We start from the raw sequence: 13,354 nt of genomic DNA, 5'->3' as shown, positions 1-13,354 counted from the left end.
TACTTATGAATAATATTACCCTGAAGCAACTACGTTATTTCAATATCTTAGCCCAACAAAGTCACTTTGGACGAGCGGCCGAAATTTGTGCCGTTTCGCAACCCGCATTATCTATGCAGATAAAAGAGCTTGAGGAAACGTTGAATTCAAAGCTCGTAGAACGGGTCGCACGGAAAACTCAACTCACCCATTTTGGCAAAGAATTTGCGGAAAGAGCGTCTGCAATCTTGAGGTCTGTGGATGAATTGGAAGAATTTACCCGTTCAATGAGTGATCAATTGTCAGGTCAGTTGCGCGTTGGCGTTATTCCAACCATCGCGCCCTATCTTTTGCCGAAAATCATCAATGAACTTGCAAACACATTTCCTGCTCTTGATATCCACATCAGAGAAACATTAACCCAAAATCTGATTAAAGAAGTTTCCGAAGGACAACTTGATACAGCTATTGTTGCACTACCAATCTCAGAAAACTCGTTTACGGAAGTCCCTCTTTTTACGGAAGAATTTGTGCTGGTCAGACCATCGGCAGATAAAGGAAGGCCCGCACCAAACCGCCAGATGTTAAAAGAAATGAGATTACTGCTTTTAGAAGAGGGACATTGTTTCCGCGATCAAGCATTATCTTTCTGTAATATCCAAACTACGAGACCGCGTGAAATGCTTGATGGCAGTTCCTTATCTACGCTCGTCCAACTAGTTAGCGCGGGTATAGGTGTGACGCTTATTCCGGAAATGGCGTTAGATGTTGAAACACGGTCCGCCAATGTTTCCGTCACACGGTTTTTGGACCCAAAACCGTCTCGAACCATCGGCATGATATGGCGCAAAACAAATCCACTCACAGAAAGATTAACCGAGATTTCGCATATCATTCGAAAAATTGCAGAATAAAGAAGCCATTAAAAACACAAACAATGCAAATTCAACTTGTTCAGAAGAGCATACATATTCAGGACCCCATGACATTTCTATTCGAACCACAGCCTCAGCCTTATTTACCGATTAAGAACTCGAGCCAAAAGTTTCCAGTGAGACGTATATATTGCGTTGGTCGAAATTATGCTGATCACGCACGGGAAATGGGTCATGACCCAGATCGAGAGCCACCTTTTTTCTTTCAGAAAAACCCGGATAATCTTCTCATAAATAACGCAGACTTTCCCTACCCTTCAAAATCAAACAACGTACATTTCGAAATTGAGCTCGTTGTCGCACTTGATAGGGGTGGAATTAACCTTTCACTCTCACAAGCCGAAAACACCATATTTGGCTATGCAGTTGGACTTGATATGACCCGTCGTGACCTTCAAAGTGATATGAAAAAAATGGGGCGATCATGGGAAGTTGGCAAAGCGTTTGAACATTCCGCGCCTTGTTCATCCATCGTACCAAAAGCAGACGTTGGAACACTTCAGTCTGCGGACATCTGGCTCAATATTAACAGAACACAAAAACAATCAGGCAATATCAGCGAAATGATCTGGAACGTGGCAGAAACAATATCTTATCTATCGGGTTTCTTTAAGCTACAAGCTGGTGATATTATTATGACAGGAACACCAGCAGGTGTTGGCGCGGTTTCCATCGGTGATGAAATGCACGGCCATATTGACGGCGTAGGTGATCTAAAATGTAAAGTTACGTGAGCTACTGATATCTTAAATGAGGATTCATACGCTTATTCAGCCAGCTAAATAACACGATCACAATCAATGTTAAGCAGATAAAATATCCTGCAATAATCGGGTATGCGACGAATGGATTGAACGTCTTGTCCGCAAAATAACTCGCGTAGTAAAGTGAATCTCCTTGTTGTCGCCACGCGGGAAAACTTGAGAAAAAAACCAACGCTGTTGCATGAAGCAGAAAGATCGCTTCATTGGTATAAGACTCCCAAGCAAGACTAATCATCTTTGGCTTTATAAGCCGTCTGTTGATTTGCTTTTGCGACATACCAATAGCAAGTGCGGCTTCAATCTCTCCCTTAGGAACCGTCCGTAAAGCACCGTAAAAAATCTGGGCTGTATATGCTGTCGTGTTTAAAAATAGTGTAATAAGCGCGCCCATCCAAGCGCGGGTTAGCCATCGTGTTTCAATGGTAATTTCCACAAATCCAAAATTTAAATCCCACCCTATCCTCGGTAGCAAAACAAACAGCTCATAAACAATGAAGAACTGAATGAACAAAGGTGATCCACGGATGAGAAAAATAAACATTGCCGCCGGTCGCCAAACAAAGCCGTTTGAACTATTTCGCGCAAATGCAATTGCAGCCGCTGCAAAAAAGCCAAGCACCAACGCAACTGCTGCAAAATATATATTCCAAAGCAATCCAGACCCAATCAACACAACTTGTTCACATAAAGTTATATCTGATTTTGGTAATGCACGCGCACCAAACCCAATCGCGCGAAAAGCATAATCAATGACCGTTTGCGTACAACTCATGCACTCGCTCCAATCATCGCCTGACCCTTAGTAAATTTCTTGGTTAGTCGCCCAAATACCGTTTCACTTCCCCACGATAGCAGAAGATAAAATACAAGGAGAAACAAGAAATATCCCAAACGCCAATCACCATGTTCATAAGCAAACCGCGCGGTTTTAGAACTACCAAGTTCGCGCGCCCAATAGACAATATCCTCAACTCCTAAAAGGAATAACAGCGGTGTCGCTTTTATTAAAATCATCCATAGATTTGACAGACCAGGAAGCGCATAAATCCACATTTGGGGCATATGAATACGATAAAAAATCTGTCGCCTGCTCATTCCAAATGCAGCAGCTGTCTCCAACTGATTTTTGGGCACTGAACTTAATGCCCCATAAATCGTATTCGCAGCAAATGCACCAAAAACGATAGCAAATGCAAGTGTTGCTAACGAAAAGCCATACACTTCATGTATCCATTGGGGCGATACACCAAGAGGCATCTTTGCAGCCGCACAAACAACAAAATCATTTCCCTGCCGGATAGGTTCTGTCCATTCTGGGCATTTTGCATGATGGCGCAAATATTCTATCGCTTGATCAAGCCCGATTGGAACGAAAAGAAAAAAGATAATATCTGGAATGCCGCGTACCATCGAGGTATAGGCAACACCAACCCAGCGAACTGGTAATATTCGTGACCGTCGGGCTAGTGCCCCAGCAAAGCCAAACATCAAAATAAATGGCACGCAAATAATTAAAAGCGCAAAAACAACTAAGAAGCTTTGATAAAAATTGAAGTGTTTTCCGGTTGTCAAATAACAAGACCACCAAGATAAACCTTCTAATATTTTTGGATCAGTACAATACTCAAACATCGGGACACATATTGTTCGGGCCGCGTTATAGCGGCCCGAACAATAACGTTATCAGTACTTAACCATGCGGCCATCAAACCACTTGGCAATCATCTTGGTAAGCGTACCATCAGCTTTCATAGAAGCAATTGCTGCATTCATTTTTTCTTTAAGCTCTGTATCAGATTCACGAACACCCATGCCAATACCGCCACCAAGCATCACTGGCTCACCAATAAATTCTAATTCACCATTAGATGCTTTTACAACATCTTGCCAGAAAGCATCATCGGCAATTGCCGCATCAACTTCCCCATTACGAACAGCCGCAGTGACTTCTTCAGGTGTTGCAAATTCAACGACAGCTTTAGCCGTTTCAGCAGCATGGCCAGCTTGAATAGTTCCTGTTTGCGCAGCAACCGTGCCTTTTGTTGCATCCATAGATGTACCCGCAAGACCAACATATGTTGACGGATCCGGTGGGAAATATTCTTGCGTGAAGTCAATCACTTCATCGCGCTCTGCAGTAATAGACATACCTGCAATAATCGTATCATAGTTGCCTGAAACCAAGTTTGGAATAATGCTGTCCCACTCATTGGTTACCCATGTGCACTCAAGCTTTGCGCGTTTACAAAGTTCATCACCAACTTCGCGCTCAAACCCATCGACTTCACCTGCATCATTAATGAAGTTATATGGTGCGTACGCTCCTTCTGTACCCATGCGAATTGCATGATTATCAGCCATGGCTGCTGTTGTAATCAAAGCAGCAAATGCCACTCCCGTTAATGTTTTAAAGACTTTCATTTTTCTCTCCTTTATGACCTCAATATGAACTTGCTAAAAATTCTTTGCAGCGTTCAGATTTCGGATTATTAAACACCTCTTCGGGTGTTCCTTCTTCTTCAATTTTCCCCTGATGGAGAAATAACACACGATTGCTTACATCGCGTGCAAAACCCATTTCATGTGTGACGACAATCATTGTTCGTCCCTCATTGGCAAGATCCTGCATTACCTTTAGCACTTCGCCGACAAGTTCAGGATCAAGTGCTGAAGTTGGTTCATCAAATAAAAGCGCCTTCGGTTCCATAGCAAGCGCACGTGCAATTGCCACACGCTGTTGCTGACCGCCAGACAATTGGCTTGGATAAGCATCTGCTTTTTGCGCAATACCAACCTTTTTTAGATATTCCAAACCGCGTTCTTCAGCTTCTTTTCGGGATATTTTCAAAACCTGTATTGGACCTTCGATCACATTCTGCAAAACAGTCATATGTGACCAGAGATTAAAACTCTGAAAAACCATTCCAAGCTGGCTGCGTAAACGTTGAATCTGTTTTTCATCGGTCGATGCAACACGACCATTTTGGCCTTTACTAATGATGACTTCTTCGCCATCAAGAACAACTTTACCCTTATCAGGCATTTCAAGAAAGTTGATGCAGCGCAGGAATGTACTTTTCCCCGAACCAGAGCTTCCAATAATAGAGACGACATCACCTTTTTTGGCGCGCAAGGTCAACCCTTTGAGAACTTCAAGCTCTCCAAAACTTTTATGTATGTCTTCTGCTACGAGACTATAGTCGGGTTTCGTCATGAATCCTCAATACTATGAGGATTTATACTATAATTATGTTTCATTTGTTTGAGACGCTCTACAAATCCAAATTATTGGGCTTGACCATGTTTGATTATGTTTATTTTGTCAACATTGGAGTGAGATTATATTGGTTGGCAAAATTTTAGGCTCTGATTTGCCTTTTACATATTTGACATAGTGATCTACTAAACAAACCTTAATGCAGCAACTTGGGATTAATTTCATGAAAAATGTTATATTTGACGTAGGTCGAGTTCTCATAAATTGGGATGTAAATACATTATTCTTAGATGTAATCGGTGACCAAGATCAGATAAATGCATTTATTGAAGAGACAAATTTTTTCGATTGGAATCTTCAATTGGATTGCGGCCTTTCTTTTGAAGAAGGTGTCAAATTGCACAGTGAAAAATTTCCCGACTATGCGCACATCTTTGATGCTTTTGATAAACGTTGGGTAGAGACAGTTCCCGCTGCAATTGATGAATCCGTGGCAATATTAAACCAACTTAAAGAGAACAATACTCCACTTTACGCCATTACTAATTTTTCAGCAGAAAAATGGGTTGATGCCTGCCAAATGTATCCATTCTTGGCATCCAGTTTTATTGATACGATCGTTTCAGGTGAGGTTAAAATTACAAAACCTGAAGCTGCTATCTATCAATTATTACTTGATCGAAATAATTTAGATGCCAAGGATTGTATCTTTATTGACGATACACAAGCCAATGTCGATGCAGCCTGCACGCTTGGAATTGATGGCATCTTATTTACGTCATCTGAACAATTTGAAAGTGATTTGCAAACACGTGGCATCCTCTAAATTTAGTGAAAATTCCGCCCTTTTGGCATAACTTTCTTTGCCGCATTTTTCTGATGTCCAATCATTGGTACGGGTGCAATTTGCTTTGGTTCTTTTCTCATCCTACTATCTGCATTAGATGATATCATTTTATCTCGAATATCATCAGGCGACGTACTTCTTGTTTGATAGAGTTCAAGTACTTCTAAATGAAGTGTCATATCTTCAATACGATTTGCAACAATATGAATAACGCCAGATTCGCTTTGTAACTTTCCATAAACTCGCAACAAGCGGCCACCAAGAATAATACGTCGATAGCGTTCAAAAACCTTTGGCCAAACAATGATATTTGCCACACCTGTTTCATCTTCCAATGTGAGAAAAATAACACCTTTTGCAGAGCCTGGTCTTTGTCGGACTAACACAAGACCAGCCACAAAAATATTTCGACCATTCCTAATCTGACCCAAATTTTCATGTAGCACCGCATTTGGCCTATTTAACTTTGGACGGATAAAGGCAAGAGGATGGGCTTTTAAAGACATGCGCAAATATCGGTAGTCATTGATAACTTGCTCACTTAATCGCATAGTCGGAAGCGATAGCTCCTCTTCTTGTTCAATAAATTGATGACCGTGTTTAAAAAGAAGGCCCTCATCATCTGGGTTATTTTTCTCAAGTGCACGAACGGCCCATAAAGCCACGCGTCGATCAAGCCCAATAGAGCGAAATACATCAGCTTCTGCTAACCGCTCAATAATGGAAGGTGAAAGCCGTGTTTTTAGCCAAAGATCACGAATGGAATCATAACCTTTACCACGATGGGACATGATTATTTCCATATCCTTTTGGCGCAAACCTTTAATCTGACGAAAACCAATACGAAGTGCTTTCCTGGTTTTAATCGTACGAACCATATCGCGCCGTGGCACAGCCATTGCAGCTTGATCTAACTGGCCATCCTCAAGCTTGGCATCCCAATCAGAGTAATTAATATCAATGGGCCGTATATCAACGCCGTGCTCGCGCGCATCACGAATAAGTTGAGCGGGTGCATAAAACCCCATGGGTTGAGAGTTTAAAATTGCCGCACAAAATACATCAGGATAGTAAGCTTTGAACCAACATGATGCGTAAACTAAAAGCGCAAAAGACGCTGCATGACTTTCAGGAAATCCATATTCTCCAAAACCCTCAATCTGCTTGAAGCATCGCTCAGCGAAATCTTGTTCATACCCATTTCGGACCATGCCCTCGATCATTTTAATCTTGAAAGTATGAATTGTTCCAACACGGCGAAATGTCGCCATGGCTCGACGTAATTTATCGGCTTCACCAGGTGTAAAGTTGGCGGCCACAATGGCAATTTTCATCGCCTGTTCTTGAAATAGTGGCACACCCAAAGTACGACCCAAAACATCACGCAGTTCTTCTTTTGGAAATGTAACTTTCTCAATGCCCTGTCGACGGCGCAAATAGGGGTGAACCATGTCACCTTGAATGGGCCCGGGGCGAACGATAGCGACTTCAATGACAAGGTCATAAAATTCACGCGGACGTAAACGAGGTAACATCGTCATCTGCGCACGGCTTTCAATCTGAAAAACACCTAACGTATCCGCAGCACAAATCATATCATAGACAACGGGATCTTCGCTTGGCAACGTTGCAAGCGTATAATCGTGGCCATAAGTATTCTTTAAAAGATCAAAAGCTTTTGCCAAACATGACAACATGCCAAGGGCAAGAACATCAATCTTTAAAATACCAAGCGCTTCAAGGTCGTCCTTATCCCATTCCACCATGGTGCGCCCGTCCATGGCCGTGTTCATAACAGGCACAACTTCATCCAACCGATCACGTGTAATAACAAAGCCCCCAACATGTTGAGATAAGTGCCGTGGAAATCCGATGAGTTCAGAGGCATAATCTAAAACACGTCGTGTTGTGGGGTCATTAATATCAAGCCCCGCTTCTCGTGCTTCTTTTTCCGTGAGACTTTTTGACGACCACCCCCAAACCAAACCGGCAAGCGCAGAAATAACATCATCAGACAGACCAAAAGCTTTACCAGCCTCACGCGCTGCCATCCGAGCACGATAAGTCACCACTGTGGCTGCCAACCCTGCTCGCTCACGACCATATTTTTGATATATATATTGAATAACCTCTTCACGACGTTCATGCTCAAAATCCACATCAATATCTGGCGGTTCATTTCGTTCAGGTGAGATAAATCGTTCGAAAAGAAGATCAACTTTTTCAGGATTTACATCAGTAATTCCAAGACAATAACAAACGGTTGAGTTGGCCGCTGACCCTCGCCCCTGACATAAAATGCTTTGTGATCGTGCATAGCGCACTAAGTCCCAAACAGTAAGAAAATATGGCGCATATTCAAGGCCTTTAATCAAAGCCAATTCATACTCAATTTGATCAATTGTTTTATTAGAAATTCCATCTGGATAACGCTCATTTGCACCCTTATAAGCCAGATTTCGAAGAACCTCCTGAGGTGAACCTTCACCAAACTTTTCATCAGGATATTGATAACGCAATTCATCAAGTGAAAATGTAAGTGCATTTGCAAAATTAATCGCATGATCCAATGTTTCAGGATATTCGCGCATGATATGCTTCATCTGAATATAGGATTTTAAATAGCGTTCAGCGTTTTTTGAAAGACCAAACCCCATGTCATAAACAGGCCTATGATGCTCAATAGAAGACAATACATCACTTAAAGGACAACGCTCTGGTTGATGCATAAACACATCGTTCGTCGCCATTAAGACAAGATCATATATTTTAGATAGTTCTGCCATCGAAGCAAAACGGAACCTGTCATCACCATCATAATGGGCCACTAAAGCAAGATAGATATTGCTTTTTATATGCGATGTTAAAAATCCAAGACTACCTTTGAAATCATCAAGCTGTAACGTATGCGAATCGATATCTGGTAAAATACAAAACATTATCTCAGATGACCATTTAATAAGATCATCACGCATTAACTGGCAATTCCCCTTTTCAGATCGCAAATTACCCGCTGTTAAAAGCCTGCATAAGTGCCCCCACCCTTTGCGGTTTTTGGGATAGGCCAACATATCAGGCAAACCATCACAAAACTGGAGCCGCGCACCTGGATGATAATGAATGTCAGCTTCTTTTGCAGCCATATGCGCACGCACAACACCTGAAAGCGTATTACAATCAGCAAGCCCAATATGGCTAATTCCTAATTTTGCTGCACGCACGATTATTTCTTCTGGATGAGAGGCACCTTTTAGAAAAGAAAAATTACTTGCAACGCCTAATTCAGCGAATAGGGATTTAGCAACAGGAGTGATATTTTCATTCACGCAAATAACCCATGCATAAACCACCGCGGCACTAAACCATCACGGTTTTCACTTTCACGTTCATAAAGACCTTCCCGAAAAATCCAAAAACGACGCCCGGATTTATCTTCTACTTTATAATAATCTCGTGTTCGTGCATCCTCACCATCAATCCACCATTCCGCGCCAATACGCTCGGGGCCTTCGGCACGAGCAACTTGATAATGGCTACGGCGCCAACGAAATGTAATCGGCGGACCTTCAGGAACTTCAGCAATGGCCAGAACAGGTTCTGGATTTGAGAACAACCGGATAGGGCGGTTTTTTTCTGACTGAATTTCCTCTTTAGAAAAAGCATTCTTCATTAGTGAGATAAAAGAAGTAGCCCGTTCTGGGATAAAGCTTTGATGAAAAGCGGGCTTTAAAACCCGCTCGGCACCCAACCGAACAATCATTTGATCAGCTAACTCATCAATATCCGTTTGAATATTATTTTTCCCTGAAAATGTCGCTTGCTGATCAGATGTTTCAACGGCCGAAACAATACAAAGACGGATCGTTTCAAAACCCGACCCGGCATCAGCTTCATCATAAATGTTATCAAGTTTTTCTGAAAATAGGATCTTAATACGTTTTGGCTCTCGTGATGGTGCAGAAAGACCAATATCAAGCCGGCGAACTATACCATCTAAGCGGAACAATAAAAGCATAAATTGCTGACCCAATAGACCCCGCTTTTCCATATCATTTTGTAATGACTTAGCCAGTTGTTCAATACATGTTTCAATATCTTCCTGCCGCCCAATGGGTTCGGCTAATCGACGTTCAACCGATAGGCTTGCAACAGGTAATCGCGGGGAAATAGGTTCATCCTCTTGACCAAGCATTTGATCAAGTCTTTTAAGCAAAAATGGCCCAAACCGTTTAGTCAGTGGCTTACGTGGTGCATCAAAAATATCTTTCACATTTTTAAGGCCAACACGATCAAGAGCAACCAACATATCAAGTGGCAAACGCAATGCAGCCATGGGAAAAGATAAAGCAATTATCCTTGCATTGTCCCATGTCATAATTGTATTTCGAAAATCATAATTCTCTGGCGAATGCTGTCGTGCAAGCCCCCAAGAAAACCCAGGCGTCGGAGCAATTGCTCCTTGCGCATAAACTCCCATTTGATGAAGGCGAGATATCATATCTTTTAGCATTTCTTCTTCGCCACCAAATAAATGTGCACAGCCAGTTATATCTAAGAACAATCCTTGAGCTTTACCAAAAGGTGCATCAAGCCCCACAAGCGGCGTATATCGATCTGCCCAATCAGCTAATGCATTTAAAAAAGCCATATCACCATCATGATCTGCGTGAATTGTTTCAATATTCGGGCACATGGCACGTGCTTCCACCATGCCTTGCCCAAGCTTGAGTCCCAAATTTTCTGCTGTCAGATCAAGCGCAGATAGGCGCATGGCACCTTTTTGTTTCTCCATACAAATAGTTGGATATTCATGGGCATTATTCTCTCGCTTATCCAAACGCCACGACACGCCCCATTTCCTTCGCTTGATTCGGTCCGTTGCCAGATAAGGAAGAGCGATCGACAAAATTCGACGATTGGTATTTGTAAACATCGACATCGGTGTGTTGATCGTGGTCTTGATTTTTTGCCCAGTCTTGATCTGTACGTTTGTGGAAAGATTGTGCATCATGGTTCCATTCCAAGATAAATGATTGAAGAGACGGGCTTTTGCTCTTTTCAAGCAAAAGCTGAAATGCCGAATATTGCAGACTATTTGAAAACTTTTGTTGGCTGGGGAGAATTTTTGAACTGGCAGCAGCAGGCTTAATGAAAATTCGCGTACGGGCAGCCGTTGCTTCTGGCTCCGATGATTGCCTCAAAAGGAAAAATGGCCGCTTTGCAGCTTGCGCCCTTAAATGCAAACGCCGCGTACCAGCCATGTCAAGTTCGCCTGGATTACCACGAACTTCCAAAATCGTGGCCGCAAGTGCAGTTTGCTTAGCTGCAAGTTCTGCTGCCCATAAAGCATCATTTAAAGTACGCGGTTGAACAAATATGCATTGTGATGGATCAATCCCTAAGGATAAAAGCCCGGGAGGATAAATCTGACCACCCTCCAACTTGGCTGAAACCTCACCAATCCATAAAATAGGTAATGTGCCATAAGCGGGTTCCAAATTATAAATCAGTTTTTGCATTTGCTGAGCTAGGATCCAAACGAATCCACTTGCTGAACCCACATGCCGCGCTTCATCTGTACGAAACTCGGTAAGTGCATTTAAAAAAATGCCCCCATCTAAACATTCATCAAGGGATGAGTAGCCAAAAGGAAAGATATAATTTTTATCTTTCTTATTTCGAATCCGATATGATTTGATGTTTGATAATTTTTCTTGTTCTTTATCTGGTTCGTTTAAACACATAAATTGCCGTTCTTCGATTTCAGCTATTTGCTGTCGAAGCTCTGATAGTTCATGTTTTTTAATACCAGAATTCATCATTTTAGCTTATTTGTTCTTCTTTTGTTCCAATATAGATTCCAGAACTTAGAATAAGAGTCAAGCGACTAAAAGGAATTTATTCCTTATTTATTTGAAGTAAGAAAAGGATCGAACTAACGTTCTTCTGCCTCATGGAACTCAGTATCAAGATCATCAAGCTTTTCGGCCAGAAACCCGCGAGCATCCGCAATAGCCTGATTATATTGCGATGGTCCGATCTGACGTAACATGAAATCAACAACTTCGAGTGCCCGAAACTCACTCAAATCTTCATCAAATTCATCCTGAAAAAAGCCAGAAAGCGCACGTGCAATGTCTGCTTTGCGGTCGTCATTTAATTTAATGCGCATCTTCTTACTCCGTCATATCAAAAACTCATCATTAAAACATTGGCGCTGATGAGTGCAAACGAATAGCAGGCGAAGACCAATGCATATCAAGTCCCGAAAACATAATAGGAGACTTTAATCGCTGAATATTACCCCAAGACGTTTGTTTTATATCAGGTAAAAAATCACTTCCAGCTTTAACAGGTGATGTTCCTCCAAATTTATCTTTGCGCGTAGACTTTAAAAGTTCAGCCGTAGCCGCAAGGGATAGCTTTGCTGACATTGCCTGCCCTTTGGTTTTAAGTTGATTTAATCCTGCTAAAACAGTTGCAGCCATTAAGTAACCTGTTGCATGATCAAGCGCCTGCACTGTCATAGGGCGCGGCACACCAAGGCCAGAAACTTCCATTCCATGCTGAGCAATACCTGTACTCATCTGTACCAAACTATCAAACCCCCGCCGATTACGCCAAAGTCCTGTCCAACCATATGCATTTAGTGAAATATCAATGAGGGACGGATTCAATTTTCGCCGTTCCTCATCCCCTAAGCCCAATTTTTCTAGCGCATCTGCACGGAGCCCATGCACCATCACATCAGCCTCTAAAATAAGCTTCTGCATAATCTCAAGATCCTCGTGCTTTGATAAATCAAGCGTCGCACATTTCTTACCAGGCGTCATATCAATTACATGATCACCTTCATCCCATAAAGGTGGGTCGATACGTAAGACCGTTGCTCCAAACCCTGCCAAAAACCGCGTTGCAATGGGTCCAGCTAAAATTCGAGTAAGATCAAGGACCTTCAACCCCTTCAGTGGGCGAGCCTGATCAATCGAAGGATTAATCACATGGCGCAATTTAGTACCTTCAAACATTTCTGAAATAATTGGAAACTCTTTAGAAAGGGCAATAGCTTGTGGGTGAGAATTCCACATACTCGTACTCATTAAGTTTGCCGCAGCTCCACCCTCCGAGCTAATTACGTCTTCAAGTTCAGCACCAGACCACGTTTCAACTTGCTTTGCCATTTCGGCGCGATCCAAATCACCCAAGATCTTACAAACAACATTTCGATGATGGGGTGCATTTGTATGCAATCTTATCCACCCATCTTGAGTTTGATAATCACCTGCAAGATCATCCCACGGTGAGGCCAAAGACCAGCTAACCGGGCGCACAGAACTGCCAAACCAGAGATAAGACAATCGTTGATCTACTATAATTTGCCTATCTAAAGCATCATGACCAAAAGCATATTGGATAAGCGCAGCACCAGCTAATGCAATCGAGTTTGCTGCCAGTTCTGTAACGGAAAAAACATCTTCGGAACCAATATTTCTGTTTCGAAAACTAATTTGGTCAATATACAAATTACCTTCAAAGGCAGGTAATGTGTCACACATTTTTTGAAGAAGCTTCATAGATACTCCAATCATCCATCATTAAAGAATGGCTGAAA

At 42.2% G+C, this 13,354-nt stretch carries 12 protein-coding genes; 3 read left to right on the top strand and 9 right to left on the bottom strand.

Annotated elements, in window-relative coordinates; genetic code table 11:
* Positions 1 to 5: 5 nt before the first annotated feature.
* Both G3W54_RS17830 and G3W54_RS17825 read left to right on the top strand, forming a co-directional pair.
* On the top strand, positions 6 to 893 hold the full coding sequence (locus tag G3W54_RS17830) for a hydrogen peroxide-inducible genes activator (RefSeq protein WP_162654649.1): 888 nt from the start codon (positions 6 to 8) through the stop codon (positions 891 to 893).
* Between the two features lie 68 nt (positions 894 to 961).
* The gene (locus tag G3W54_RS17825) at positions 962 to 1,648 is read left to right on the top strand and encodes a fumarylacetoacetate hydrolase family protein (RefSeq protein WP_162654648.1); all 687 of its coding nucleotides are present in this window, start codon (positions 962 to 964) and stop codon (positions 1,646 to 1,648) included.
* Between the two features lies 1 nt (position 1,649).
* On the opposite strand, the gene G3W54_RS17820 is transcribed toward G3W54_RS17825, so the two are convergent.
* The 4 genes from G3W54_RS17820 to G3W54_RS17805 all read right to left on the bottom strand — a co-directional run bounded on the left by G3W54_RS17820 (position 1,650) and on the right by G3W54_RS17805 (position 4,892).
* A complete protein-coding gene (locus G3W54_RS17820) occupies positions 1,650 to 2,450 on the bottom strand; it encodes an ABC transporter permease subunit (RefSeq protein ID WP_162654647.1) in 801 nt (266 codons plus the stop codon).
* Positions 2,447 to 3,250 (bottom strand): ABC transporter permease subunit, encoded by an 804-nt coding sequence (locus G3W54_RS17815; protein ID WP_197742898.1) that lies wholly within the window; start codon positions 3,248 to 3,250, stop codon positions 2,447 to 2,449. The genes G3W54_RS17820 and G3W54_RS17815 overlap by 4 nt, the downstream gene beginning before the upstream one ends.
* A 111-nt stretch (positions 3,251 to 3,361) precedes the next feature.
* Positions 3,362 to 4,099, bottom strand: coding sequence for a transporter substrate-binding domain-containing protein (locus tag G3W54_RS17810; RefSeq protein WP_162654645.1), 738 nt, complete (start codon positions 4,097 to 4,099; stop codon positions 3,362 to 3,364).
* A 19-nt stretch (positions 4,100 to 4,118) separates the two neighbouring features.
* Positions 4,119 to 4,892 (bottom strand): ABC transporter ATP-binding protein, encoded by a 774-nt coding sequence (locus G3W54_RS17805; RefSeq protein ID WP_162654644.1) that lies wholly within the window; start codon positions 4,890 to 4,892, stop codon positions 4,119 to 4,121.
* A gap of 226 nt (positions 4,893 to 5,118) precedes the next feature.
* Between G3W54_RS17805 and G3W54_RS17800 the strand changes: the two genes are divergently transcribed.
* Positions 5,119 to 5,721, top strand: a complete 603-nt coding sequence (locus G3W54_RS17800) for an HAD family phosphatase (RefSeq protein WP_162654643.1) — start codon at positions 5,119 to 5,121, stop codon at positions 5,719 to 5,721.
* Positions 5,722 to 5,723: 2 nt separating this feature from the next.
* On the opposite strand, the gene G3W54_RS17795 is transcribed toward G3W54_RS17800, so the two are convergent.
* The 5 genes from G3W54_RS17795 to G3W54_RS17775 all read right to left on the bottom strand — a co-directional run bounded on the left by G3W54_RS17795 (position 5,724) and on the right by G3W54_RS17775 (position 13,316).
* On the bottom strand, positions 5,724 to 9,068 hold the full coding sequence (locus G3W54_RS17795; RefSeq protein WP_244627989.1) for an error-prone DNA polymerase: 3,345 nt from the start codon (positions 9,066 to 9,068) through the stop codon (positions 5,724 to 5,726).
* Entirely contained in the window at positions 9,065 to 10,591 is a 1,527-nt protein-coding gene (locus G3W54_RS17790; RefSeq protein WP_244627988.1) for a DNA polymerase Y family protein, read from the bottom strand. The genes G3W54_RS17795 and G3W54_RS17790 overlap by 4 nt, the downstream gene beginning before the upstream one ends.
* On the bottom strand, positions 10,572 to 11,564 hold the full coding sequence (locus G3W54_RS17785; protein WP_210253525.1) for a hypothetical protein: 993 nt from the start codon (positions 11,562 to 11,564) through the stop codon (positions 10,572 to 10,574). The genes G3W54_RS17790 and G3W54_RS17785 overlap by 20 nt, the downstream gene beginning before the upstream one ends.
* 113 nt (positions 11,565 to 11,677) lie before the next feature.
* Positions 11,678 to 11,914 (bottom strand): DUF2164 domain-containing protein, encoded by a 237-nt coding sequence (locus tag G3W54_RS17780; protein WP_162654641.1) that lies wholly within the window; start codon positions 11,912 to 11,914, stop codon positions 11,678 to 11,680.
* Positions 11,915 to 11,945: 31 nt separating this feature from the next.
* Positions 11,946 to 13,316: a CoA transferase gene (locus G3W54_RS17775; protein ID WP_162654640.1), complete on the bottom strand. Its 1,371-nt coding sequence runs from the start codon at positions 13,314 to 13,316 to the stop codon at positions 11,946 to 11,948.
* Positions 13,317 to 13,354: the final 38 nt, after the last annotated feature.

The organism is Lentilitoribacter sp. Alg239-R112 (assembly GCF_900537175.1).
Classification (GTDB): Bacteria; Pseudomonadota; Alphaproteobacteria; order Rhizobiales; family Rhizobiaceae; genus Lentilitoribacter.
The sequence above is the reverse complement of the archived record's forward strand: the minus strand, read 5'-3'. Positions and strand labels throughout refer to the sequence as shown.

What these genes read in the sequence shown, in the direction of transcription:
- G3W54_RS17830 (WP_162654649.1), top strand. Translation starts at nt 6, where the DNA reads ATGAATAATATTACCCTGAAGCAACTACGTTATTTCAATATCTTAGCC.
- G3W54_RS17825 (WP_162654648.1), top strand. Translation starts at nt 962, where the DNA reads ATGACATTTCTATTCGAACCACAGCCTCAGCCTTATTTACCGATTAAG.
- G3W54_RS17820 (WP_162654647.1), bottom strand. Translation starts at nt 2,450, where the DNA reads ATGAGTTGTACGCAAACGGTCATTGATTATGCTTTTCGCGCGATTGGG.
- G3W54_RS17810 (WP_162654645.1), bottom strand. Translation starts at nt 4,099, where the DNA reads ATGAAAGTCTTTAAAACATTAACGGGAGTGGCATTTGCTGCTTTGATT.
- G3W54_RS17805 (WP_162654644.1), bottom strand. Translation starts at nt 4,892, where the DNA reads ATGACGAAACCCGACTATAGTCTCGTAGCAGAAGACATACATAAAAGT.
- G3W54_RS17800 (WP_162654643.1), top strand. Translation starts at nt 5,119, where the DNA reads ATGAAAAATGTTATATTTGACGTAGGTCGAGTTCTCATAAATTGGGAT.
- G3W54_RS17785 (WP_210253525.1), bottom strand. Translation starts at nt 11,564, where the DNA reads ATGATGAATTCTGGTATTAAAAAACATGAACTATCAGAGCTTCGACAG.
- G3W54_RS17780 (WP_162654641.1), bottom strand. Translation starts at nt 11,914, where the DNA reads ATGCGCATTAAATTAAATGACGACCGCAAAGCAGACATTGCACGTGCG.
- G3W54_RS17775 (WP_162654640.1), bottom strand. Translation starts at nt 13,316, where the DNA reads ATGAAGCTTCTTCAAAAAATGTGTGACACATTACCTGCCTTTGAAGGT.